This is a genomic window from Pseudomonas sp. CG7 (genome assembly GCF_023701885.1).
GTDB classification, from domain to species: Bacteria; Pseudomonadota; Gammaproteobacteria; order Pseudomonadales; family Pseudomonadaceae; genus Aquipseudomonas; species Aquipseudomonas zanjanensis.
Map to the genome: position 1 here is coordinate 66,180 of NZ_JABAEE010000004.1, position 24,366 is coordinate 90,545.

Genomic DNA, 24,366 nt, shown 5'->3' on the forward strand with positions numbered 1-24,366 from the left:
CTATCGTGTTTATTGGTTTTTGTTACTTTATTAGTCGATATTTATCGTCTATAAAGTGACCACTGCCTATCGCCCAGGAGATGACCCATGACAACGTTGCACAGCACTCCGCGCGCGGATGGTTTCCACATGCCTGCCGAATGGGCGACCCAGACCCAGGTCTGGATGATCTGGCCCGAGCGCCCGGACAACTGGCGCCTGGGCGGCAAGCCCGCACAGGCTGCCCACGTGGCGGTCGCCAAGGCCATCGCCCGTTTTGAACCGGTGACCGTGGCGGTGTCCGCGGGCCAATACGAAAATGCCCGGGCGCGCCTCGACGTGCCGAATATCCGCCTGGTGGAAATGTCCAGCGACGACGCCTGGGTCCGCGATACCGGCCCGACGTTCGTGATCAACGACAGCGGTGAAGTGCGCGGTATCGACTGGGACTTCAATGCCTGGGGCGGCTTTGACGGCGGCCTGTACGCGCCGTGGAACCGTGATTCGCAAGTGGCCGGCAAGATCCTCGAGCTCGAGCGCAGCCCGCGTTATCGCACCGAAGGTTTCGTGCTCGAGGGTGGGTCGATCCATGTGGACGGCGAAGGCACCGTGATCACCACCGAGGAGTGCCTGCTCAACCGCAATCGCAACCCGCACATGAGCCGTGAGGAGATCGAGGCGGTGCTCAGTGCGCAATTGGCCGTGGACAAGATCATCTGGCTGCCGGACGGTCTGTTCAATGACGAAACCGACGGTCATGTGGATAACTTCTGCTGCTACGTACGGCCTGGCGAAGTCCTGCTTGCCTGGACCGACGACCCGCAAAACCCGAACTACACCCGCTGCCACGCGGCGTTGGACGTGCTGCAAAACAGCACGGATGCCAAGGGGCGCTCGTTCACAGTGCATAAAATGCCGATCCCGGGGCCGTTGTATGCCACCGAAGAGGAATGTGCGGGCGTGGATGCGGTGGAAGGTTCCCAGGAACGAAACCCAACCGTGCGACTGGCCGGTTCCTATGTGAACTTCCTGATCGTCAACGGCGGCATCATCGCGCCGAGTTTTGACGACCCGCTGGATGCACCGGCCAGGGACATCCTGCAGAACCTGTTCCCGCAGCACGAAGTGGTCATGGTGCCAGGACGCGAACTGTTACTGGGCGGCGGGAATATCCATTGCCTTACCCAACAGCAACCTGCGCCGTACGTAAAATGAGTGGCGATGTAACAGCCTGGTGATATCGCTTGCGTCGTCTCTAAGTCGGCGATTTTGGATCCATCCCGGCAAGCCCGCGGCCCGATTGGGTCGCGGGTTTTTTTGTGTCCGTTCGCCGCTGGGCAGGGATACATTGGCATAGCTCTTGTATTGGATCAGCGGCAGTTCCGGGGAAGGGAGCTGGGTTGTTTTGTCATAAACCTTGGATAAATTAGCCGCTCATCAACCAGGAGAGGGCGCTGGAATGAATATGACAAGCGAGCGCACATGCCATCCCTTGGCCGTTAATGGTGAGTCGCTTCAAGCGTTGGCGCAGTGGTTGAAGTCCAACGGAACGCGTCAGATCAGAGAACCTGATCCGCGCCGGATGATCGTTGAGCGCTACCCCGCTGGCCTGTTCAGCGAGGCTGAGCTGGAAGCGCTGTGGGATGTGATGCAAGGATAGAATTCGACGGATTGATAAAAAGCGCTGGCCGGGATGGCAGCGCTTTTTTTGTGTCTACCCGCTTTCGAATCCCCTTGAATCTCTGTGGGAGCGAGCTTGCTCGCGATAGCGGTGGGTCAAATAACACAAATGTTGACTGAAACGCTGCCATCGTGAGCAAGCTCGCTCCCACAGGGGGCCGGTGTTTAATTCAAGTGGGCATTCGCCCGATCCACGAAACACACTGAAAGCCGTTCCGGCGTTTTTCCGCAGCGCTCGCGAGGCTACCCTGCTGCCATCGAATCCCCATGGCTAGCGGAGTTTTCCATGACCACTCTCCATTACCTCTACGACCCGCTGTGCGGTTGGTGCTACGGCGCCAAACCGCTGGTGCAGGCGGCGCAGGCTGTATTGCCAGTGATCGCCCATGGCGGCGGCATGATGACCGGTACCAATCGCCAGCAGGTCTCGCCACAACTGCGCAATTATGTGATGCCCCACGACCGGCGCATCGCCGAATACTCCGGGCAGCCCTTTGGCGAGGCCTATTTCGACGGTTTGCTGCGCGACCACAGCGCGGTGTTCGATTCGGCGCCGCCGACCGCCGCCGTCCTTGCGGCCGAACAGCTCGGCGGCCATGGCCTGGAACTGCTAGGACGGCTGCAAACCGCACACTACGTCGAAGGGCGGCGCATTGCGGACGAAACCGTCCTGCTGGCGCTCGCTCAATCCATCGGCCTGCCGGCCCAGGCGTTCCTGGCGGCGTTCCGCGTGGCTGATGTGCAAGGGCATATCAAGGCCAGTCGCGCCTTGCTCGCCCAGGTTGGCGGCCAGGGCTTTCCGACCTTGGCTCTGGAGCAGGACGGCCAGTTCACGCTGATCGACATCGGTCCCTGGCTGGGCAAGCCCGAGGCATTCGCCCAATGGTTGAAGCAAGCACTGCCGGAGCAGGCCTCTGCGCCATCAGCCACTTGCGGTCTGGATGGTTGTTCGTTTTGATTGTTCTTAGACATTTTTTGCCTAATTAAAGACGATTCACGAAATTGACACGCTCTTGAGGGCACGACTAGGATTCGCCCTACGCCTGTGGCTGACAGCCATGACTCTTAAATAATAAAAAGGCCCGACACGATCAGACGTGGGCGGGCCTTTTCATTATTTCCAGGAGCAAGAGTCCGAAAAAGAGCGCAAAGCGCCATTTCGGCTGCTCGCCGCGGTGCGTATCAACCCGTACAAGGAAAATAATCATGTTGAACAAGCGCATCAGTTTGATCGCATTGGGGATCTTGAGCACGACACACGCCATGGCCAATGACCAGGCGGAGTCAAAGGGGTTCGTTGAAGACAGCAGCTTGAAAGTGCTGTTGCGCAACGCTTATATCAACCGCGACTACAAGGACGGCAGAGAGGACAAGGCCGAATGGGGCCAGGCGGCCATCGGTACGTTCTCGTCCGGTTTCACCCAAGGCACGGTGGGCGTGGGTGTCGATGCCTTTGGCCTGTACGCGTTGCGTCTGGATGGCGGCAAGGGGCGTAGCGGTGCGCAAGGCATCGATTTCTTCAAGCAAGGCGACAGCGGCAGCGCGGCCGATGACTTGTCCAAGTTCGGTGCGGCGGTCAAGTTCCGCGTTTCCAATACCGTACTGGCCTACGGTGACCAGATGCCGGCCCTGCCAGTGCTGAGCTATGACAATTCGCGCCTGCTGCCGGAAAGCTACACCGGCACGCTGATCACCTCCAAGGAGATCAAGGGGCTGGAACTGAACGCCGGTCGTTTCACCGCCGAATCGCGCAAGAGCGCCGAAGGCCATGACAGCGGTGGCCTGAAGTCGATCAACGTGTTGGGCGGCAGCTATCAGTTCACCGAGCAGTTCAAGGCATCGCTCTACGCCTCGGATGTCGAAGACGTATTGAAGAAGCAATACGTAAACGCCAACTACGTGTTCCCACTGGCCAAGGATCAATCCCTGACCCTGGACTTCAACGGTTATCGCACCAAGCTGGACGACAGCTACGTTCGTGAAAACAACGTCACCGGCGACGACAACAAGATCTGGAGCCTGGCCGCTACTTTCGCCACTGGCCCGCACAGCTTCACGCTCGCCCACCAGCGCAGCACCGGCGACAGTAACCTGGGCTACGCCTACGGCGGCTATCAGCGCGAGCAGAACCGTGTGGGTGATGGCGGCAACACGATCTACCTGGCCAACTCCTACTGGTCCGACTTCAACGCTGAAGATGAGCGCAGCTGGCAGTTGGGCTACGGCCTGGACTTCAGCACCTTCGGCGTACCGGGCCTGACCTATAACGTCGCTTATGTACGTGGCGATAACATCACCACGTCCACCAGCGAAGGCGGGACCGAGCGCGAGATCTTCAATCAGTTCAAGTACGTGGTCCAGAACGGCCCGGCCAAAGACTTGAGTGTCAGGTTGCGCAGCTCTGTGTTGCGGGTGTCGCAGAAATCCAGCGAGTACAACGTCAGCGGCAATGAGCTGCGGGTGTTCGTGGATTATCCGATCAGCGTCTTCTGAGGCCTGATCAGGTTGTAAGTCGATAGCCGTGGCGAGGGAGCAAGCTCCCTCGCCACAGTTGATTCATGCCTGCCTGAAGTGAACAGCATGGCGACGCCAAGCTCGGGTTCTTTTGGCTTTTAGCCCAAGAAAAGCCGCTGGAATCGCCTGTTTCCCCGAGAAAAAGTCGTCTTTATGTAACGTTGCCCGCCGTTTCAAGCGCCGCTTGAAATGCCTCAAATACTTTCTCATGGACGTAAATCCTGCACCTACTAGATTAGGCCGCTCAACGCAGTGGAGACCTATGAAAAATGATCGTTCTGAACAGGGAAGTGGGCGAAGCGCTGAGACGTGACAAATACGTCAACGTTCGCGGTGGGGACTTCAACCTCTACGGTCATTTCGGCGACTTTGTCCGGCTGACCAAAAGCTGGGAAAACATGGAGCCCGACAGTTACTACGGCCAAGCCGAGTCAGGCATGCGTTTTCGCCGCTACAGCGACTTCGAATACAACCCAACGACCCGCGAGCTCACGCAGCTCGAACACCGGGCCTACGTTCAGTCCAAGGCCAACAACAGCTATGTCGGCGGACTGGAGCGGCACTTCGAGGACTTCTCCAACGAAGTGATCAACTCGCCGGTGATGCGCAGCCTGATCGACACGGACTTCGAGGTGTACAAGAACGTCCTGCCGCAGGAACTGCACGATGAAATCTGGCAGTGCCAGATCCATCAGATCCGCATCGAAATCAAGCCGGGCAAACAGCTGGAAATCACTCCTGAAGGGATTCACTGCGACGGTTATCCGTTCAGCGGCGTGCACTTCTGGGGCCGTCAGAATGTGGCGGGGGCGGAAAGCCGCTTGTACACCGCCCAGGAAGAACAGCTGGCGGCGACGACCTACGAGGACATTCTCGACACCACGTTTTTCCTGGATCGCGACATGCGCCATTACGTAACCCCGGCGCGCAACACCCATAGCCATGACATGGCGTACCGGCAGATCCTCGCCATTTCGTTCTCGCGGCCCGGGACCGCTTTCGACATTGTTCGCTGAACGGCTCGAACCCATGGACGACCTGACGCAGCAAGTCCTGTTGCGTCGGGCCATGGTCCGGGACGCCGAGCGGCTGGAGCGGTTCTTTCGCGGTTTCGACGAAGTGTCGTTCTGCGAATGGCAGGACGCCCGGTTCTTGCGTGGTGTGTTGTTGCAGGACACCACCACCGCGTACCTGGCCATTGATGCGAGCGGTGAAGTGGTGGGCGCGGTGATCGGCGGTATGCTCGGCACCCGCGGCACGATCAATCACCTGGCGGTCAGCCCGCAGCATCGCACCAAAGGCCTGGGCCAGCGCCTGGTCGAAGCGGCATCGGCAGACATGAAGCGGGTGGGCGTGCTGCGCATGTTCCTTTTCGTCGACGATGCTAATCTGGCCGGCAAGCGTTTCTGGGCCGCCCAGGGGTTCTGTGAGCCTCGGGGTGAAATCACCTTCGAGAGGGATTTATGAACAAGACTTCCAGCCAGCCGCTGGCGGTCGAACCACAAGCCTCGCGTACCTTTGCTGAAGCCAGTCCGGTGGTAGCGGGTTATTTCACGGTTTCGTTTGTGTGCGGTCTGATGGCGGTCAACGCCGGGCTGCCCCTGTGGTTGCCGGTGGCGATGTGCCTGTTCGTCTACGCGGGCGCTTCGCAATTCGCGGCGCTGGCGTTGATTTCCAGCGGTGCCTCGCTGACCACCATCGTGCTCACCACGTTCCTGATCAATGCGCGGCACATGCTGATGTCGGTCTACATGGCCAAGGCCCTGCGCGCGCTGGGGCTCAGTCGTTTCGAACGCTGGTGCTACGCGGCGGGGCTGACGGACGAGTCATTCGCGTTCCACAGCGTCAAGCTCGGCAGCGGGGCGCCGGTGAGCGTGCGCTACCTGGTCGGCTTCAACCTGTTCTGCCATACATCCTGGGTGCTCGGTGGCTTGCTGGGCGCAGTGTGTGCGCAATATGCGGCGCACCTCATCAAATACCAGCTCGACTATGCCCTGACGGCGATGATGCTCTATGTGCTGGTTTCGTTATGCGACACCCGCAACAAACTGATCGCGGCCCTGGCGGCTGTCGTCTGCATGGGCGGGCTGAGCCTGCTGGGCAGCTCGCCGTTCAATGTCTTCATTGCCACGTTCGTTGGCTGCGGGGTAGGCGTATGCCTGACCAAACGTTCCTGATCCTGGTCGTGGTCCTGATGATGGCCGTGACCTTCCTGCCGCGCGCCCTGCCGTTGCAGATCAATACCGACCACTGGCCGCCCTTCGTCGCCCGTGCCCTGGAATACCTGCCCGTGGCAATTGTCGCTGCCATCAGCCTGACCCCGTTGCTGATCAAGGACCAGCAGATACAACTCGATCGCCCTGAATTCTATGCCGCGATTCCGACGCTGTAATGTGCGTATTTCAGCCGTAACCTGTTTCTCAGTGTGGCGCTGGGCACGGCGGCGTACATCGCGCTCGGTTCGTTCCTGTAGCCTCAGGTCCACCACATCGTGCAGCGCCTGCCCAGACAACTCGGGATTGTTCACCGCCAGGCGAACCTCAAGGAAATCCTCGAAGTCCGGGAAAATCGCCAAGCCGTTGCCCAGCGCGGCCTCCCGGGACACCAGGCCCAGGCCGTCGAGCTGCGTGATCAGCGACAACGTCAGCGTTTCACTGCAGGAATAGACCATGCGGTGGCTTGACCCGTATTCGCCCAGGCCAGCGTCGAGAAAACGCAGGAAACTGTGGGAATACGGACATTCTTCTGCCGGACGCACCTGAAACTTGTCACCGAGCAGGCCAAGGGAATCGTCCTCGTCGCCACAATGGGCACCGACCACCCGCACCTGCACATCCGGCATGGTGATGCTGGTAAAGCCACCCTGTTGCTGCCCGATCAGGATCGCCAGGTCAAAATCTTCATTCCTGAGCTTGCTCAGATTCTCCATCGACTCGGCGTAGCTGAACTCCAGCTGATACTGGGGAAACACTGCGATCAATCGGTCGATTATCCGCCGGTTGAACTCCGCCGGCAGGGTGGTATTGAGCGCCACTTTGAGCGTGCGCTGTCGCGGCGTCTTGAGCGCTGCGACTTTTTCTTCCAATTGCCGGGTGGCAATCAGCACCTGATCCATGAAGGGGGTCAGTTCCGAGCCCTGGCTCGTCAACGTCAGGCCTTTGTTCGAGCGGCGGAACAATCGGAAACCAAACTGCTCCTCGACCTTGTGCAATTGCGCCGCCAACGCCTGCACCGTGAGGCACGAATGCTCGGCCGCTGCCGACAACGAGCCGGTCTGCACGATACGCATGAGGTTGCGTAGGGTTCTGCTATCCATGAGGTAATGCCCTCTGCTTAAGTGGGCTCGCTATTGTTGTGCACCTGGGTCAGGCCAGGGGTCATGCTGGCTATCATCATGCACCTTGCCACGCTTGTCGCGATTTTGTGCCGAAAAGCGCCGGGAGGCGATGGTTGGAGCTTATGCGGGATCTGGGGGTTTTGCCCAGTCGTTGCTGGCCGGGATTGGTTTGCCGAGGGGTATATATGTGGACTGCTTGACGTTTTATTGATCTTGAAGTCATGCCGGGATATTCAAATGGAGAATCAATGAAATCCATTTGCGAATAAAAACTTAAAAATAATCCATATCTGTACTATCCTCTAAGCACCACCCCGCTACAAAGGAGCCCAAACCCATGGCGACTTCCTCCATCACCCTCAACGCACAGCAGCAATTGGATTCCCCGGACGCGGGTCGAGTCGCGTTGAAGTTTTTCTTCAACCTCATGGCGCTCTGGGGTTGCAGCGTCGAGCAGCAGCGTACTTTGTTGGGCAAGGTGGGCAACACGACCTTCTACAAGTACAAGCAATTGCCGGAAAACGTGAGGCTGCCTCGCGATACGCTGGAGCGCATTTCCTACCTCATGGGTATTCACAAGGCGCTGAGCATCATCTTCAGCAACAGCCGGGACCGTGCCTATCAGTGGGTCAGCAGCCCCAACACTGCTGCACCGTTCAACGGCCAGTCGGCGCTGTCCTACATGTTGACCGGTCGGGTGGTAGACATCGCTGACGTGCGGCGATACCTCGACGGAGTGCGCGGCTGATGGTGCCACCACTGGCGGACCCGCAATGGAAACGGGCCTATCGGATCGTCAACAGCAGCTTCCCGCCGATTTCGCTGTTTGAAGACGTACTTGACCCCGAAGACCTGCCCACCGCCTACGCCCTGGAAGCGTTGACCAACGATCGGCTGATGGAACAGGCTGGGGTGCTGTCCCGGGTACGCCCCGAGGACCGTATTTCCGGGCCCGGTTCCTCGCCGGTGATGGCGGCGTTTACTCACATCGGCAAGAGCAGCCGCTTCAGCGACGGCACCTTCGGCGTCTATTACGCAGCCAGCAGCCAGGAAGCGGCCATTGCCGAAACCTGCTACCACCAGGCACGATTCCTCGGCGCAACCAACGAGCCCGACCTTGAGTTGACCATGCGCACCTACGTCAACAAGGTCGTCAAACCCTTGCACGACATCCGCCACGATTATCCCCACCTCCACGACCCGGACCCTACCGCCTACGGTCCATCTCAAGTGTTCGCCCGACAACTGCGTGAAACCCTGTCGTGGGGGCTGCTGTACAACAGCGTCCGATTGCCCGGCCACGAATGCGTGGCCGCGTTTCGCCCGCCGGCGGTTTCGATTCCGGTGCAGGGCAAGCATATTCGGTATGTCTGGAGTGCCCAGAAGCGGGAGATTTCGTTTGTGTTTGAGGTGAGCGAGGTGTGAGTTGGAATAGAAAAGCACCCGGCAGAATCAGCAGTGGTCCGTACAGGAATCAATTCGTGGCGAGGGAGCTTGCTCCCGCTGGGCTGCGCAGCAGCCCCCCCGTCTGTGAATCAACTTGCCGCGATCAACGCTTGTTCTTCCAACCATATTTCCTGAACGAACGGATCTGTAATCGCGTAGATCCCATGCCCGCGACGCATGATGATATTTTCGGCCACCAACGCAATCACCACGGGTTGAATTTCCTCAATACGAACGTCTCGACCCACGGCTTTTGAGTATTCAGCTGCCGCGTCAACGGAAAAAATTCCGCGAGCATCCCCCGCTGCCGAGGCGATTTTATTGAAAATGGCTTGAGCCAGACTGCCCAATTGCTCAACCTTCTCAAGTTCGATGTTTGCTGCGGCAGAACGCAGCGTACTGGCGATGACGGGCAAGAACAGGTCCGGATTACCCTCTTGTTGCAAGACTTGCCTGAGGGCCTTGAGCATTTCTTCCGGGCGGTTGCCAAGGGTATTGAACGCTTCCGTTGCGACTTCAAGCGACGGCAGTTTGTGCCGGTTGACAGTCATTGCCAGGCTGTTCAGCAGGTACTCGACATAGTCGCCTTTCAGGACGGGATACGCCGTGGAAGTTGCGCCAGAAAAAGCCTGGTTACGTTTTGCTGTGAGTTCGCTGACCTGTGCTCGGTGAGAGCCGGTGCCGATGAACAGAAAGTAGCCTGGGGTATTGGGTCGGGGGTTGATGGCGTCGCGAGCGGCTTTCAGCGCGAGCAACATCTGGTTGCCGTCTTCAGAGGCAATGGCGTGTTGTACTTCGTCGACGATAAGCACTAGGTCGGTCTTGGCTTGATCGACAACTTCGGTGAACGCTTGCGCGAGCGTCGTGCCTCCAACATCACCGACGCTTTCAAGTTTGAAGCCGAACTTGAATCCTGCCGCACCCATATCGACGACGCCGACCCGCTTGAGTTTTTCAAACAGCCCAGAGGTGGGTGTCTGTAATTCCTGTAGCGTTTTACGAATGGCGTCGTGCAGTAAGGTGGCCGGATTGGCGAGGGTATCGCTCCAGAGGTCCACGTAAATGACGAGCACACCCTCTTTTTCCAGGGCTGGAATCAGGTCACTTCGCAAAAAAGTCGTTTTACCGGTTCTACGTAACCCAGATAGAAACAGGCCCGAACGCAAACCTTCGTCCAGAACCCCAGGATTGAGAAGCTGGTTGGCCATGCTTTCAGCCAGTTCCGGGCGCTGGAAAATGCTGCTCATGCAATTATCCTGTTTTATGGCTTAGCCATAATTATTGCTGAGCCATAATTTAGCATAAGATTTTGCGCAGGCTGGAAGCGAAACGTTTGCTCGCTGATCAGTGGAGACTGAAGGGCTGCTGTGCTCCCGGGGAGCAAGCTCCCTTGCCACCTGATGATCAAATCTTGAACTGCTGCACCGAAGCCTGCATCGACCCCGCCGCATCGTTCAATTGATCCGCCGTTTGCGTCAGGTTGTGAATGGAACGGGTGTTTTCACGGGACTGCTCGGCAATCGACTCCACACGCTGGGCCATTTCATCACTGGCTTTGGACTGCTCGGCAATGGTCTGGGATATTTCCTCCACCACTTCGGCGGCATGTCGGGCGCCGGTGCGGATTTCGCTGATGGACACCCCGGCCTGCTGGGCCAGGTTGACGCCTTCGTCCACACGGCTGACGCACGCCTGCATGTTCGACACCGCGTCTCGTGCGCTGGACTGGATGCGCTCGATCATCGCAGTGATTTCCTGGGTGGACTGCGTCGTGCGCGCCGCGAGGTTGCGCACCTCATCGGCCACCACCGCAAAACCACGGCCCGCCTCACCGGCACGAGCCGCTTCAATAGCGGCGTTGAGGGCCAGCAAGTTGGTCTGTTCAGCGATGCTCTTGATCACCTGGATAATCGAATGAATGTCTTCGGATGAGGCGTCCAGCGCCGTGATCTTGCTGGACGACTGGTTGACCACCTCGGCGATCCGGTTCATGCCTTCCACCACCCCGAGGATCACTTGGCCACCGCTGCTCGCCAAATGCTCGGACTGCGCCGAAATCGTCCGGGCGCTGTCGGCGTGCTGATGGATCTGGCTGATGTTCGCCATCATCTGCTCCATGCTCGCCGCCATGCTGGTCGCGCTCTGGGCCTGTTGATCGGCGCTGGACACAATCTGCCGCGCCGTATTACCTAAGTTCTGGGAGGTGCCGTGCAACTCATCGCTCTGGCTGCGGATCGTGGCGATCATCTGTCGCAGATTGGTCTGCATCTGCTCGATCACGCCCTGCAACTGACCCAGCTCATCCTTGCTTTGAGCGCCCATCGACCGCTGCAAATCCCCTTGGGAAATCGCTTGGGTATTGAGGATGATCTTGTTCAGCGGCGTCAGCACCGCCTTGAGCAGGCTCCACGACAACAGCGCCAGCGCCACGCAAGTGGCCAGCAACGTCGCGATCAGCCAGCGCTCCGAGGTGTGAATGCTGTGATCCTGATGCTCGCGTGATGACTGCGCCTGGTTCTCGATCAGCTCGCTCACCGCTTCGTTGCGCTCCTCCAGCGCCGAAAACGCCCCGTCGAACTCTGCCCGCAACGCCTGGCCATCCTGGGCGCCGTTCAGCGCCTTGCCAATGACTTGTTTGGCTTTATCGATGTAGGTTTCGACCTGTGGCTTAAGCTCGCCAATCGCCTTGGCGATATCTCCCGGCAACTTCGCCTCGGCGTTTTCGGCGATGACCTTGCGCATTCGCTGTGTGTGCTCATCGAACGCCTCCAACACTTCCTTCGCCCCCTGGGCATCCCCCGGCTTCACCAGCAGGGCGGCGAGCACATCGGCACGAATGGCGTCGTGCATCATGTCCGCCTCCATGTGCTTGCGCATGGCCGAGATACTGGTCTCGTTTTGCACCAGGGCCTCGGTCATGGAGTGATAACCCCATAACCCGATTCCGCCGAGCAACAGCGCAAAAGAAAGACTGACCAACCCCGAGCCTATGACCTTGGTGCGGATTTTCATCGCTTACTGCTCCTTGGAGCGGGGGAATTCTGGGAAGTGTAGTTGAGCGCAAGCGGAGCCTTGGAACAGGCAATGCCCTTATTCAAGGCTATCGGCGGGGGGAATGATTAGATGAGCCCGTGGCGAGGGAGCTTGCTCCCGCTGGGCTGCGATATAGGTAGCCCGTTCCTTTTACCTGCTCTATCGCACGCACCGGTTTTACGGCGGATTCGCCTCCGAGCGGGAGCAGGCTCCCCTTGCGACGGGGGCCGGCACGCTCAAGATCCTTGCAACCATAAGCCGAGTTCATTTTTGCGCCAATGGCTTCTCCCTGAAGCGCAACGGTGCCGAGTCATAAAGTGCGGCAAACCGGCCCGCGTCCCACTCTCCTCGCATACCCTCCAGCAACCCTCCATCGATTCGATACCCGCTGCTTGCCAGCGCCTGGCTCATCGCATCGGCGATTCGTTCGATGATCAAGGCGGGCTTATCGACTTTGCAATGCTTACGACCGAACTCGATCAATTGCTTGCGATCAGGATAAGTTTTTACCTTGTTCATCTTGATCGCCAATGTGCGGTCTACCAGCGAACGGCCAGACTTGGGGTTGTAGTGTTCATAAACCGTGGTGGTGGTGACATCAAAAACCGGCGCCAATCGCACGCTTTCCAGTGCGTCTGGATGCGTATAGATAACACCAAAGTTTTTTAGATGGGCGTCGCCGTTGCGCACCATCACCGAGAGGCACACCGAAGAAAAAAAGCGCTCCAACTCGCGAAGCGGTTCAGCATGACGGCATACCTGTTCCACTACTGCGGCAAGAATTTCGTAGCTTTGAGAGTATTTGTAATTGTCGTGGGGGTCTTTATGCAGGCCGAGCAATACCGCCATGTCTTCGAACCCCAGCCGTCCGGAAGGGGTCAGGTCGAACCTCTCCATAACAAACAACTCGCCGTTTTCCGAGAGCCAGAATGGCGGCGTTTCAAGCCCTGCCAGGCGTGCCGCCTCCAGGCAAAGGAATTCGTTTTGCGCCAGATGGGCATACTCCTCAGCACCGGATTTAACGATCAGATCGGAGCTGAGCATGGTTTTTCGATCACCCGTCAGCTTGTCCAAGTCAGGCACGAGCACCTTGGGCTGCACACCCGAAATACCCGACTCGAAATACGTATCGACCAGAAAATCAAAAACGCTTTGTGAAATGTCCGCCGACAGAATGTCCTGCAGTCCGACCTGAGCAAGAACAGGCACCGAAGCCTCGACAGGATTTAGATAGCTGAGTCGCCCGATTTGATTGCCACCTATTACCGACAACAGGCGCATATCATCAACCTGCATATGCCTGGCCATCCGACGCTTGATCTGGTCCGCCAGAAAACCCTCAGGCACATTCATGTCGAATATCGGATGAAGGACATTGCTAACTGAAGGCGTAGGGTCATAGGGCATGACCAGCGAAACCTCCCGAGGCGCCTCGGCACTGGCATACGCAAACGAGAACTGCGAACCTTTGGACAAGTCGCCGCTATAGCCTTGTGGTGTCATGACATTGAGCAACTTGACCCTACTCATCATGTTCCACCAGATCTGCCAGGGATTTGAGATCAATGCGTTTGTCGACGATTTCCAGTGCCATTCCCAATGCAGACACGACCCGAAACACGGTGTACATGGCCACGTTTTCACCGGCTTCGAGGTCGATGATCGTCTTGCGATTGCAGTGGGCTTTTTCAGCGAGACGTTGTTGGCTGTAGCCTTTGGCACGGCGCAGCGAACGTATTCTTTCGCCGAGAGCTGAAGGATTGAGAATGAGCATGATGTCCACCATAACGGACTTTTTTCGAGAGAGCCCTGAGTATGTCCTTAATAGCGGAGATTTCAAGCGTCTTGTGACGGGCATCCCGAATGGGAAAGTGACATTCAGCATACTGACCGCTGATCACAACACCTGAAACTTTGCTTCTGAAAATCTCGTAGGAATTTGCTTCCTGTGGCGAGAGAGCTTGCTCCCGCTGGGCTGAAACAGCCCTTCCCTCATCCGCTCCCGCAAATAAAATTCAATGCTGCCCTCTCAGAGCAGCATTGCAGTGGCAGCCCTTAGGCCGGATTGCTCCCTGGCGCCTCAAGCACCTTCACCACATCATCGATGACGGCCTTGCTCATATCCTGCAAATAACACGACGCCCAGGCATACCGATCCGTACTGCGAATCATCGCCGCGTCCTCGGCCAGGACCTTGGCAACGTGGAGCAGGTCGGAGGCGTGGGACAGGGCTTCGCCGATGGGGATACCGCTGTTGACGCGGAAGAGCGGGCGGTCGGAGTGGTAGCAGAAGGGGGTTAGGCCTGGGGTTTTGAGGTCTTGCGGATTTGGCATTGTCTGGCTCCTTGACTGTGAGAGCCGCAACCGTCCTTTCCTACGGGATTGGGTGGCGGCCATGCACGGGGTAGGAAAACCGGGAATCAAGGCACCCGGCACACCCGAAGGTGTCCCGCGCACAGCCGCCATAACGCATATCGCAGACACAAAAAAAGCGCCTGCAATAGTAAGCGAGACGCAGCTGATGCGCCTTGATTTACTTCGGGTTTCCTACGCCCGGTCGCTGAATTGGCAGCGACGATCAGAGAGTAGCGGGCGATTGGGTAGGGTGCAATCGTGGCGCGATGCTGGCGGGGGAGGGCTTCGTTTTGCATGCGCGGATATGCCGAAACATCTCATCGTTTTAGCGCATAAAAAACCCGCACGATTTGAGCATGCTGACCGGGTCAACCTAGGCTTGGCGGGTATTTGGCAGCCATTTTAGGTTGCTGGAAAAGGTCGTCAACGTCCTAATGAAAGCATTTGTAACCCTGGATTGGAGGTGGGTGAGTTCTGGGACTCGCCGGATTCAGGCTTTTCCTTCAATGTAAAGACCAATGTCATTACATTGAGGGCCATCTCATGGCTTCCATCAACGTCCGTATCGACGACGACCTAAAGGCGCGTGCATACCGCGAACTGGAAAAACTCGGCGTTACCCCTTCTGAGCTGATGCGCCAAGCCTTGCAGTACGTAGCGGAGCGCGGCCAGTTACCGTTCAAGCCCGTCCTGATGACCGAGGACGATGAAGCCTTGTTCGCAACGGTGCGCGAGCGACTCGCAGCCCCGCAGCGGGTCAAGGTTTCGCTAGATGACCTATAGCCTCGAATTCGATGCACGGGCACTAAAAGAATGGCAAAAGCTAGGGAATACCGTCCGTGAGAAGCTCAAAAAAAAGCTCACTACGATCCTGGCCAATTCGCGCATCGAAGCAAACCGACTGCATGCCTTTTCCTGATTGCTAAAAGATTAAGCTGCGGAGCCGCGGTTATCGGTTGGTTTATCAGGTGATTGATCAGGAGGTCGTGGTGTTTGTCGTGGCCGTCGACAAACGTGAACGAGATCAGGTTTATCGGAAAGCGGCTGAGCGATTAGGTGCTTGAGTTCGGCGGTCGGTGCGATCATCGAAAAGGTGATCAAAATAATCCATTTTTTTTGCGCCCCCCTATAAATACTCTTAGTCAGGAACAACCTCGGCCATTTTCGGCTGAGGTCCACTCCTCCTGGCTGGAGTTCAACTCATGAAAACCATGATCTTGTTTGGTAACGATACCCCGGTCGACAGTTCAACCCATATTTGGTTGATGACGATCGGTAACGTGGCTTATTTCATTCCTCGTCGGTGATCTCGATGTCCGATGGTCATTGGGGCCATCGGACATTGTTGCCTCTTAGCCCGCGTGGCGCATATGAAGGCTTATTCCACGGCACCAAAAGGGAGACTGATGGGCATCGCCCGGCAAATCGAAGCGCAACATAAATGTTGCGAGCGCATCTTTTTTGTTGCACGGTGTGCTCCACCGAAACGGCGAAGGATGCACATGAAATACAGCGAGTTTCGGCGATGGTTGAAAGCCCAAGGGGTTGAGTTTCAATCCCGGAAGGGCAGTCACCTCAGGTTCCTTGAATGGCAGGTCAACTGTGTTTCCCGACCATGGAGCCAAGGAAATGGGTGAAGGATTGAGGCCTAGCTGTACCCGTAGTTGAGGCAGAGGAGAAGCGGCATGTTTGAATATGCGTTGGAAATTCACGAGGAGCCAGGCTGCGTCTGGCTGTCGTGCGCGGAAATTCCGGAAATGCACGCCGCTGGCGATAATCTCGCTGACGCCTTGGACGGTGCCCTTGATGCGATCGAGACAGCATTGTCCATCTACGTCGATGAACGTCGGGCAATTCCCGACGGTAAACCAGATGGGAAGACAGACCATTTCCTGCTCCGCCTGCCTGCTCTAACTGCAGCCAAGGTTGGGCTGTGGAATGCGCTTCTGGAGTCTGGAATGAGCAAAGCCGAGCTGGCGCGCCGCCTGGACGTACAAAGGCCTCAAGTAGATCGTCTGGTCGACTTCTTGCACCACTCCAAGATCGAGAACGTCGAGCGCGCCTTGGAACAACTCGGTCGCCGCCTCTCGCTTTCAGTGGAAGCAGCCTAAGCCCAGTGGTTGATCGCTGGCGACAAGGCCCCACAACGTCGCTGTCGGGGGCATTTTTGTATCTGGACATTGGGAGGCGGGTGCTTCGATTGCCATTGTGGGTGAGGATCATTGGCAAAAGATGTTGTTTGGTTGAGCGAGGCCAGGAAAGGCTTCCCGTTGTCCTGGCGGAAAGATTGTCGGTGGGTTTGATGGCCTCATTGCGAGCAAGCTCGCTCCCACAGGTTTTTCAGGGGGCGGATGAAAAGTGAACACCCAGAAACAACAAAGCCCTCGCATTTCTGCGAGGGCTTCGTCTTGTATGGTGCGGCACCAGACGAACGGTAGCTTGCTGCGAGGCCAGGTTTTCTGCGGATCTGGAATTCGCTGGAAAATTCGGCGTACCCCAACTAGTAACTATAAATAAATCAGCTAGTTATGGCGTTCGGTGGAATCGAACTCGGGATTTTTTAGAGGTCAGCACGTTGTCAGTCTGCAAGTAATTCAGAGCCACATACGGAATGGTAAGCCTCCTGAACTCGAACGTTGTCGATTATCCCCTCCGTAGAGAATAGGCAGGAATCCGCCAAAAACTGCCGTGGTGACAGACAGCAGACGGCCAATTGCTGCCTGTCAACAACGATCCCTGTGACGAACCACCTTACAGGTTCAGGAATGGGCGTTGCGTCATCAGGGCGGTTAGTACCGATAAGTGGCCTGAACCGAAACCCCATTCGCACTGTTGTCGTAGTTGGCACTGTATTCCGGTTGAAGACCTGAGTTGTTCGATTGCTTTACCGAGACTTTGGAATCCCAGAGATAACCGTAAGCAAAGTCGATCGTCAGATCGGGATTCGGCGAATAAGCACCGCCCAAGGTCACGGCTTGGCGATTCCCGACCGGAACGCGCACGCTGCGATCGGCGTTCCTGATGGGCGACGGGTCATAGGCGTAGCCTGCGCGCAGTAGCCATTGCTGGTTCAATTGATAAGAGGCACCCAGAGCACCAGACCAGGTGTCACGCCAGTTCATTTCTTCGGTCACACTTCCCAGGCCAGCTGCCTGGCCCAGGGGGGAAAGACCGCTGTTGAGGGCCTCAACCTTCTGGATCCGACTCCAGCGTTTCCAGGTAGCTCCCAGGTAACCCGTCCAGCGACTGTTGAAATGATGGGTGATGGACGTATCCACGGATTCGGGCATCGTGAGATCTATCTTGTTGTCATACTTTCCATCCAGCGAAATAAAGCTCGGGGAGCCGGAAACCTCAGTATGCCCTTCAAGTTCATAGTCCACCTTCGAGTGATAGTTGATCCCCCAGCTGGTGGCCTCGGTAAAGTCAATCAAGATGCCGACGTTGTAGCCAAGTGCGGTGTCATCGCCTTTGATGGTGACCAGCGTGTCTTCGCCGTTGTTCAGGGCGCCGGTGGCCAGGTAGTTCTGAAGCTTTGCATTGAAGCGGTTTATGGTCGGTCCGCCACCAATGGACACGTAATCATTGATCCGCCAGGCAATGGTGGGCTGCAGGGTGATCTCCTTGGTCGTGCTATAGGAACCATGGTAACGGCCTTGAAAACTGCTCTCGTAATCATTGATCAGACCACTCGGAGCATACAGGCCCAGACCCATCGAAAAACGATCGTCAAGCGGCGTCGACATGTAGGCAAAGGGCACAACCCCCAAAGGGACCGAGTCCCCTTTGTTCGTTCCCGGGGCACTGCTCTGCGCGTCACTGATGTCATCGCTCACCGAGACGACCGCGGCTCCGCCGGAAATCTCGGTACGTTTCAATTTGGTCAAACCTGCAGGATTTCCAAAGATAGTGCTGGCGTCCAGCGCAGAAGACGATCTCCCCGCATAAGCAGTACCCGCACTGCTTGCACTTTGTTCATTTAAGGCAATGCCATTGGCTAGGACGCTTGTGGAAGCGCTGAGTATTGCCACGACACCTGCGAATTTAGTCCAGGCAGACACTTCTCCCACGACTGAGAGATACATGATTGCACGGTTGCTCAGTTTCATTTCCCACCTCGTATTGTTTTTATTGATTGGTGCGCAGGCAAAGCTTCACCTTCCGGTGCACTTGGCAGTGCCGGTTGGCGTTCATCGATGTTGTGAAAAGGTCCCTGTAGAAGGCACCTTGTAGCCCGATTCGCCGGCGTGCTCTGCTGCAGATGCTGCCTTGCGAGGTAATGACAAATAGCGCGGTGAGCGCGCGGAGCTACGCCGGCAACTAGCTCCGATCACGGGCGATCAGAACGCGCCTGAAGTTCCGTTATGCGCCAAAGCCGTGAGAAATCCCTCTAGCCACTCATGGCGCTGCCGGTAGGCTTCATCCGTGACATGGCCATAAGGGCAGTCGAAGAGTGTTCGGCCGGAAAGTCCCGACTCGAATCCGACATCAAAAGGCTTTTTCTCTGCCTTAGTGCTGAGCTCCTCAAGTTCATGAAGGGTGATGATCATGATCATTCCTCGTGTAGCCCAGAAGGGCGTAATTGGTCGGGCAGAAGATAAGAAGGGGCTTGAATCCGCTCCAAGGTTTCTATTACCGATCGGCAACACTTTACTTATTGCAGGCAAGGGCGCCTCACCGGAGAACTGTTCGTTGATCCAGTTCTCCTACTACTATTATTGCCAGAGTTAGATTGTTCGGTGGCTAGAAGCTATATATGATGACCCCTTCTCCGTAACGGATACCAAGTTGATGGAGACTAGAAGGTATTTAACTAATAGCCCGACAGATTCTTAATAATGGCTCTGCGCGTGCGCTGTGGCAGAAATTTAGTCACGGCACGCATCAGTCGAGGACGCCAGGTATCAACTTCCCAATGAACGCCCCTTCGGTTCTGCACGGCTTTCCATACTGTTGCAGTAACATCGCTGGCTTTTAGATGAATACCTACCGAGTCGACGATATTTCCATGTGCCGCATCCATCATTGGCGTAGCCACAAAATTTGGCATCACGTCACATACATAAATCCCGTATCGATCCCACTCGATGTTTAAGGCCTCAGTAAATCCTTTTACCCAAAACTTGCTGGCTGAATATGATGCCTCGCTTGGTACGCCATATTCAGAACTGAGGGAACACATGTTAATCATCGCCGGCTCCGCGCTTTCCTTAAGGTACGGGAGCGCATGGAAGGCACCAATCTGTATCCCCTTAGCATTGACATCGGTGACCGAGAGGTGTTTCTCAAGAGTCACTTTCTCAAAATCATCGATGAAGGCTATGCCTGCGTTGTTGAACAGCACATCAATGGCACCGCCGCTCTCGGACGCAAACTCACTTAACACGGCGGCAAACTCATCAGATTGAGTAACATCTAGACGACGATAGAAATGACTTCCACCAAGTTTCTTTTTCAGCATGACAAGGTCTGTCTCACTGATGTCTGTCGCTGCGACTCGGTATCCCTGCTTAGCAAAAAACAAGGCCGTTTCGGCACCAATTCCTTTGCCCGCGCCTGTGATGAATATAGTAGGTTTATTGTTCATCTTAATGTCCATGTGTAAGCCGCTTAAGCGGAGCAAACTTGCTGACTGCCCTCTGAGCTTGGCACTGAGAGTAATAAATCAGTTTATCTGCACAGGGCAGTTATTTTTCCATCTTGCGAATCAGCGCATGAATTCTTTTATCACGGTCCAAAGTCAAATCCGTGAGCAGATTAAAGATCCCTCGAAGAATAGAAATGGGGATCCACCGGCGCGGACAGTTAATTCGGGCAGAACGAGTCTGAACCCCCTTGACGACTGCCTCCGCGATTCTCGCTGGCTGAATAGGCGCTCTCAACACACTTGGGTACGCCAGCTTCACAAGCTCAGTGGCTTCTGCATTCCCCCCAAAAGCGCTCTTGGCGATCGCTGTCGATACCCAACCTGGGTAAAGAACACCTGCAGTAGCACCTGTCCCTGCAAGTTCAGCCCGAAGAGAGCGGCCGAACATCTCTACACCAGCTTTGGACATGGCGTAGGGCGCATTCACCACCCCATTGACGAACGCATATACGGATGACGTGACTAGGACATGACCATTGCGGGCGCAAATCTGGGGCAGACACGCACGCACCGTCCGCCAAACACCCAATAGGTCGACCTCAACGACTCGTTCGAATGTCGCCTCGTCCATATTTCTGATGGTCGTGGGCGGATCACAGGCGATACCCGCATTAGCGAACACGACGTCGATTCCACCAAAGGTCTCTACAGCCCTCGCAACCGCTCGATCCAAATCTTCGCGGGAGGTGACGCTCGCGAATATCGCTAGAGTTCGTGGGCCAAGCTCCGTTGCAAGCTCTTGGATAGCGTTTTCTGTTACGTCCAGCAGTACAACCTTCGCGCCGACGGCATGCATTGCTCGAGCGGTTGCGGCACCAATGCCTCCGCCCGCGCCAGTAATTAATACGACCTTATCCTGCAAATGAAACATGTTCATATCTCGATATTGTTATTGTTGGGCAGACAGCGATGGCGCTAAGTCATGCAGCGTGGAAGCGTGCGGCTCCGCGTGAGACGCGACGCTTTAGAAAGGAAATTTGCTTCTGGATGACATGCTCGAAGGCCTCCCCGACATAGATGTCGAAATGTCCTTCCTTGCACATATGAATTTCAGCGTCAGGAGCCCTTTTGGCATGGCGCAATGTGGGGCCTGTAGGTGCGACGCTATCTGTTTCGCAGATGCAAAATAAAATTGGGCAAAGAAGCTTCGGGGTCTTTTTCCCCGGCCTATAGAGCCCGATAGCCAGCGCAAATCGAGCCGCTACGTAATTCTTGAAAGGGTATTTAGCGGGTACCAATCCAAGATACCCAGACTCCGCATCCGGTGCGGTCATAAGCGCCGCAGACCACTTTGGCCCAGCTAATTTGGCGGTTACAGGCCCGGCACCAATTAGAGAGCAAGCCACGTCGGCGACACCCCATGCGGTCAATTTGAGCGAAGTGAACAGGTCGACCTTTAGTAATGACGCCAACCCATCAGTAAAAGGGCACTGGGCCATCACAGCTGCGATCTTTGCATCAGCCGCTGCGGTGTAGATCACGTGCCCGCCGCTAAACGAAGTGCCCCATAGGACTACCTTTGCGGCATCCAAATCGTCATGGGTTCGAGCATAGGCAACGGCTGATCGCCAATCCTCCTGCTGACGCTTGATGTCCAGCAGTTGCCTAGGTTCGCCTTGGCTTGCACCAAAGTTGCGGTAGTCGAACACCAGGCATGCGTATCCGGCCTCACAGAAGCGCTCGGCAAACGCTTCTAGGCGCATTTCTCGTACGCCACCCAGGCCGTGAGCCATCACGATGACGGGATGTGGCTTAGGTTGTTCTGGCAGGTACAGCCAAGCGGCGCACCTTGCGTCGCCGGATGGAAAAGAGACATCGAGACGTTGGAACATGGCGGGTACCTTTGTTATTTTTTTGATGCTATTCCACTTTTGGATGAACATACAACAACCAATCGTCGTGTATACTCGCGCCATGACAAATTCCACGCCCTCTACTCCCGCTCCCGCTCCCACTCGCACCCAGCGCAAGGCTGAAGCCACGCGGCTAGCGATAATCCAGAATGCCGAAGCCTTGCTTTTGGAGGGCGGAGCGGCCGCGTTTACTCTCGAGGCCGTAGCTGAACGGGCAGATATTGCGGTGCAGACCATCTACAACAGGATTGGCGGGCGATCAGCTTTGCTTATGGCTGTTGCTGAACGGGCCTTTGAGGAAAACAAGGTTTACATGGACGCAGCTTATGCGGCTGCCGGGACGCCCATGGAGCGACTTTGGATCGTTGCACAGGGTTATTTTCGCTTCGCTTGTGAGCGGCCAAATGAGTTCCGCCTGCTCGCAGATCCCCCCAATGAGCCTGAAGCGGTCGCGCGAATGAGCGATTTGATAAGGCACCAGAACAGCAAGATGGAAGCAGCCTTACGCGATGGCATAGCTGACGGCACCATTGACCCCACGATAGACCCATGCCTGGCTGCCACCTCGTTATGGGCAGCTGCAAATGGCATCCTGAGCTTGTCTTGGCGGGCGGATGCAACTCCTATAAGTCAAAACGGAATGGAGCAGTTGTGGGCGCAATGGGTGAGTATTGTCGTCAAGGGCATCTCCATACGCCGTACATGATTCTTTGCAGTCCGTCATGAAAGAAGTGACTACCCCCGCTCCGGTAGACATCCCCGGCCATGCTGGATCGCCTCTGCTTTTGTAGTCACTCGATGACCGCTTTTGGCCGATTCTGTTGAAAAGTCGGTTCGCCCAAACAGTCTGGTCATTCACTGGTTAAATCGCCTTTTTTGCACGCTGCTACGTAAAGTCTGCGTCCGGAAGCCTCTGCCGAAAGCAAAGATTTAAATCTCGGACGCATACTTTTCTGCTGCGCAAACCATGGCCGACTTTTTCAACAGAATCGACCGGAAGCAGTCGTTCCTGGACGTCCGCTTCTGGCCCAGGCTGTGTAAATAAGCAGGCACCGTTTTAAAGTCTGCGTCGCTACGTAAAATCTGGCAGTCCTTGGTTAATCAGCAGACCTGAAATTTGCGTAGGAACGCGATTTCCGTTCTGGTTCTGAACCTCAATCCTGCGCTAAAACGTTTTTACACAGCCTCGGCCGTCTTCTGACATTCGTTTAGCGGTTGAACTGAAAGGGTTTTCCTAAGCGATGAGTGAGTAATTGCATGGTCAGCAAATAGTAATACCGCGTCGATTCAGCGTGCTGGTTTAGGTGGTGATTCAAAAACCACGCCAGGTGTTTTCTTTGCCAAGTCCATGGATTGTCGCGTTGCCAGCGCTCAGCGATTGCTGTTTGGATAGCCTTCGCCTGACGTAGGTGGCGTTGGCGGGTGGTATGCGACCCGGTCAGGACGCCTGACAGGAACAGCTCCATATCGAATGGCTTGCTCATGCTCGACCACCAATGTAAGCCGACACCACGTCGATACGGCCATGCCCCAGCTCATAGCTGATTTGTACTCGGGCATCCTGATCTAGGCGTCGGTCGAGTTGATAGCAATGGCCTCCGTTGAGGGGGGCGGGATGGCGGGTGATTTGCTCATAGCGTTCGCACGCATAAGCCGCGCGCAGTTCGTGGAAGCCTTTGAAGTTGTGCGTATGGAGGATATCTCGGGCGGGGCGGACGATCCCCTGCAAGAAATCGAGGTAGCTTTCGTTCGGTGCCAGCAGGTTGCGGCCACCATCGGGCGAAACCTGTTCGGCAAACCTCAGAGCTTCTCGAATATGGTCATCTACCGTAATCCAGCGAGGTGCTGACGCACCGGATCGGCCGCCTTTGGTGCCGTCCTGGATGTTGATCTTGTCGTAGTGTTCGGCTTCACGCTTGAGTCGCGGTAGGTCGGCCAGAATCGCTTCGCGCAGACGCATGCCAGTGGCTCGCGTTAACTTAGCGATGGCCGCGGTGCGCGGCTGCTGATGTTTGCAAAGTACCTCTACGATCCGCTTCACGTGTTCGCGGTCTTGGCCTTGTGGCACCGAGCAACGAACGCTGGTGCGCCGCATTCCCAGCGCCTTGCTCGGACTCGGCACTTTCACATACTGATCACCGCGAAGCGCGGCCATGGTCCGGTTGACGCTGGACAACCGGTTTAGCGCGGTGGCGATGGCGAGCTCACCTTGGTCAACTTGCTGACGCAGATGTCCGGCGTAGTCCAGCAAGGTCTGCCAATTAATTTGCCGCGCATCGTTAAACCCCGGCCCTTCCTCCGACCGACACCAGCGTACAAACGCTTGCCACCGATCACTGTGCGCCTTGACCGTGCCGTAATGCCCGCCGCCAAACAGGTCTTTCAGTGCCTGCGGTCCTGCAAAGCTCAGTTGCCGGCCATAGCCAAAATTGCGCCCATCTCGTCTAGCTACTAATCCCATGACCATATTCCTCTCGAAGCCAAACCTTCGAAACCTTCCCCACGTCATCCCGCCAAGAATG

The 24,366-nt window shown here is 56.4% G+C and carries 25 protein-coding genes and 3 pseudogenes; 15 read left to right on the top strand and 13 right to left on the bottom strand.

Going from position 1 to position 24,366, the window contains the following annotated elements:
- Positions 1–87: 87 nt before the first annotated feature.
- From aguA to HGO40_RS30615, 8 genes are all read left to right on the top strand, one after another.
- Positions 88–1,194: an agmatine deiminase gene (aguA, locus tag HGO40_RS03200; protein WP_250961863.1), complete on the top strand. Its 1,107-nt coding sequence runs from the start codon at positions 88–90 to the stop codon at positions 1,192–1,194.
- A 244-nt stretch (positions 1,195–1,438) separates the two neighbouring features.
- Positions 1,439–1,639, top strand: coding sequence for a hypothetical protein (locus HGO40_RS03205; RefSeq protein ID WP_057449186.1), 201 nt, complete (start codon positions 1,439–1,441; stop codon positions 1,637–1,639).
- A gap of 306 nt (positions 1,640–1,945) precedes the next feature.
- On the top strand, positions 1,946–2,617 hold the full coding sequence (locus HGO40_RS03210; protein ID WP_250961864.1) for a DsbA family protein: 672 nt from the start codon (positions 1,946–1,948) through the stop codon (positions 2,615–2,617).
- 248 nt (positions 2,618–2,865) lie between these two features.
- Positions 2,866–4,152 (top strand): OprD family porin, encoded by a 1,287-nt coding sequence (locus tag HGO40_RS03215; protein WP_250961865.1) that lies wholly within the window; start codon positions 2,866–2,868, stop codon positions 4,150–4,152.
- Positions 4,153–4,442: 290 nt separating this feature from the next.
- Positions 4,443–5,189 carry a 2OG-Fe dioxygenase family protein gene (locus HGO40_RS03220; RefSeq protein ID WP_250961866.1) on the top strand — a complete coding sequence of 249 codons (747 nt, stop codon included), beginning with the start codon at positions 4,443–4,445 and terminating at the stop codon, positions 5,187–5,189.
- Between the two features lie 13 nt (positions 5,190–5,202).
- Positions 5,203–5,640, top strand: coding sequence for a GNAT family N-acetyltransferase (locus tag HGO40_RS03225; protein WP_186707274.1), 438 nt, complete (start codon positions 5,203–5,205; stop codon positions 5,638–5,640).
- Complete coding sequence (locus tag HGO40_RS03230) at positions 5,637–6,350, top strand: AzlC family ABC transporter permease (protein ID WP_250961867.1); 714 nt, start codon at positions 5,637–5,639, stop codon at positions 6,348–6,350. Before HGO40_RS03225 ends, HGO40_RS03230 begins: the two co-directional genes overlap by 4 nt.
- A gap of 20 nt (positions 6,351–6,370) precedes the next feature.
- Positions 6,371–6,565: an AzlD domain-containing protein gene (locus tag HGO40_RS30615; protein WP_353050712.1), complete on the top strand. Its 195-nt coding sequence runs from the start codon at positions 6,371–6,373 to the stop codon at positions 6,563–6,565.
- Here the strand turns inward: HGO40_RS30615 and HGO40_RS03235 are convergent.
- Positions 6,566–7,489 (bottom strand): annotated as a pseudogene (locus HGO40_RS03235) (LysR family transcriptional regulator); the annotation flags it as partial. It lies immediately after the preceding gene.
- Positions 7,490–7,847: 358 nt separating this feature from the next.
- On the opposite strand from HGO40_RS03235, the gene HGO40_RS03240 reads away from it, so the two are divergent.
- Both HGO40_RS03240 and HGO40_RS03245 read left to right on the top strand, forming a co-directional pair.
- A complete protein-coding gene (locus HGO40_RS03240; protein ID WP_060739641.1) occupies positions 7,848–8,258 on the top strand; it encodes an MbcA/ParS/Xre antitoxin family protein in 411 nt (136 codons plus the stop codon).
- Positions 8,258–8,935, top strand: coding sequence for an RES family NAD+ phosphorylase (locus tag HGO40_RS03245; protein ID WP_186707269.1), 678 nt, complete (start codon positions 8,258–8,260; stop codon positions 8,933–8,935). Before HGO40_RS03240 ends, HGO40_RS03245 begins: the two co-directional genes overlap by 1 nt.
- A gap of 110 nt (positions 8,936–9,045) precedes the next feature.
- On the opposite strand, the gene HGO40_RS03250 is transcribed toward HGO40_RS03245, so the two are convergent.
- The 5 genes from HGO40_RS03250 to HGO40_RS03270 form a co-directional block, all read right to left on the bottom strand.
- Positions 9,046–10,203, bottom strand: coding sequence for an ATP-binding protein (locus tag HGO40_RS03250; protein ID WP_250961868.1), 1,158 nt, complete (start codon positions 10,201–10,203; stop codon positions 9,046–9,048).
- Positions 10,204–10,360: 157 nt separating this feature from the next.
- Entirely contained in the window at positions 10,361–11,968 is a 1,608-nt protein-coding gene (locus HGO40_RS03255; RefSeq protein ID WP_250961869.1) for a methyl-accepting chemotaxis protein, read from the bottom strand.
- Between the two features lie 285 nt (positions 11,969–12,253).
- Positions 12,254–13,519 carry a type II toxin-antitoxin system HipA family toxin gene (locus HGO40_RS03260; RefSeq protein WP_250961870.1) on the bottom strand — a complete coding sequence of 422 codons (1,266 nt, stop codon included), beginning with the start codon at positions 13,517–13,519 and terminating at the stop codon, positions 12,254–12,256.
- On the bottom strand, positions 13,512–13,763 hold the full coding sequence (locus HGO40_RS03265) for a helix-turn-helix transcriptional regulator (RefSeq protein ID WP_250961871.1): 252 nt from the start codon (positions 13,761–13,763) through the stop codon (positions 13,512–13,514). Before HGO40_RS03265 ends, HGO40_RS03260 begins: the two co-directional genes overlap by 8 nt.
- A 281-nt stretch (positions 13,764–14,044) precedes the next feature.
- Positions 14,045–14,323, bottom strand: coding sequence for a DUF3077 domain-containing protein (locus HGO40_RS03270; RefSeq protein WP_024619250.1), 279 nt, complete (start codon positions 14,321–14,323; stop codon positions 14,045–14,047).
- A gap of 564 nt (positions 14,324–14,887) precedes the next feature.
- On the opposite strand from HGO40_RS03270, the gene HGO40_RS03275 reads away from it, so the two are divergent.
- From HGO40_RS03275 to HGO40_RS03290, 4 genes and pseudogenes are all read left to right on the top strand, one after another.
- Positions 14,888–15,127 (top strand): type II toxin-antitoxin system RelB/DinJ family antitoxin, encoded by a 240-nt coding sequence (locus tag HGO40_RS03275; RefSeq protein ID WP_122317152.1) that lies wholly within the window; start codon positions 14,888–14,890, stop codon positions 15,125–15,127.
- Positions 15,117–15,408 (top strand): annotated as a pseudogene (locus HGO40_RS03280) (type II toxin-antitoxin system RelE family toxin). Before HGO40_RS03275 ends, HGO40_RS03280 begins: the two are co-directional and overlap by 11 nt.
- Positions 15,409–15,846: 438 nt before the next feature.
- A pseudogene (locus tag HGO40_RS03285) lies at positions 15,847–16,012 on the top strand (type II toxin-antitoxin system HicA family toxin).
- Between the two features lie 17 nt (positions 16,013–16,029).
- Positions 16,030–16,455, top strand: a complete 426-nt coding sequence (locus HGO40_RS03290; RefSeq protein WP_186707265.1) for a type II toxin-antitoxin system HicB family antitoxin — start codon at positions 16,030–16,032, stop codon at positions 16,453–16,455.
- Positions 16,456–17,133: 678 nt separating this feature from the next.
- Here HGO40_RS03290 and HGO40_RS03295 read toward each other — a convergent pair.
- The 5 genes from HGO40_RS03295 to HGO40_RS03315 form a co-directional block, all read right to left on the bottom strand.
- Positions 17,134–18,453, bottom strand: coding sequence for an outer membrane protein transport protein (locus HGO40_RS03295; RefSeq protein WP_108216159.1), 1,320 nt, complete (start codon positions 18,451–18,453; stop codon positions 17,134–17,136).
- A gap of 231 nt (positions 18,454–18,684) precedes the next feature.
- A complete protein-coding gene (locus HGO40_RS03300) occupies positions 18,685–18,894 on the bottom strand; it encodes a hypothetical protein (protein WP_158273936.1) in 210 nt (69 codons plus the stop codon).
- A gap of 263 nt (positions 18,895–19,157) precedes the next feature.
- On the bottom strand, positions 19,158–19,931 hold the full coding sequence (locus HGO40_RS03305; protein WP_108216483.1) for an SDR family oxidoreductase: 774 nt from the start codon (positions 19,929–19,931) through the stop codon (positions 19,158–19,160).
- A 100-nt stretch (positions 19,932–20,031) separates the two neighbouring features.
- Positions 20,032–20,868 carry a short-chain dehydrogenase/reductase gene (locus HGO40_RS03310; protein WP_230138893.1) on the bottom strand — a complete coding sequence of 279 codons (837 nt, stop codon included), beginning with the start codon at positions 20,866–20,868 and terminating at the stop codon, positions 20,032–20,034.
- 43 nt (positions 20,869–20,911) lie between these two features.
- Positions 20,912–21,823, bottom strand: coding sequence for an alpha/beta hydrolase (locus HGO40_RS03315; protein WP_108216161.1), 912 nt, complete (start codon positions 21,821–21,823; stop codon positions 20,912–20,914).
- Between HGO40_RS03315 and HGO40_RS03320 the strand changes: the two genes are divergently transcribed.
- Positions 21,822–22,550, top strand: a complete 729-nt coding sequence (locus HGO40_RS03320) for a TetR/AcrR family transcriptional regulator (protein WP_154861231.1) — start codon at positions 21,822–21,824, stop codon at positions 22,548–22,550. The two genes, HGO40_RS03315 and HGO40_RS03320, sit on opposite strands and share 2 nt — an antisense overlap.
- A 502-nt stretch (positions 22,551–23,052) precedes the next feature.
- On the opposite strand, the gene HGO40_RS03325 is transcribed toward HGO40_RS03320, so the two are convergent.
- Together HGO40_RS03325 and HGO40_RS03330 are read right to left on the bottom strand one after the other, a co-directional pair.
- The gene (locus HGO40_RS03325) at positions 23,053–23,328 is read right to left on the bottom strand and encodes a hypothetical protein (protein ID WP_108216163.1); all 276 of its coding nucleotides are present in this window, start codon (positions 23,326–23,328) and stop codon (positions 23,053–23,055) included.
- Positions 23,325–24,305, bottom strand: coding sequence for an integrase domain-containing protein (locus tag HGO40_RS03330; protein ID WP_250961872.1), 981 nt, complete (start codon positions 24,303–24,305; stop codon positions 23,325–23,327). Before HGO40_RS03330 ends, HGO40_RS03325 begins: the two co-directional genes overlap by 4 nt.
- Positions 24,306–24,366 lie beyond the last annotated feature (61 nt).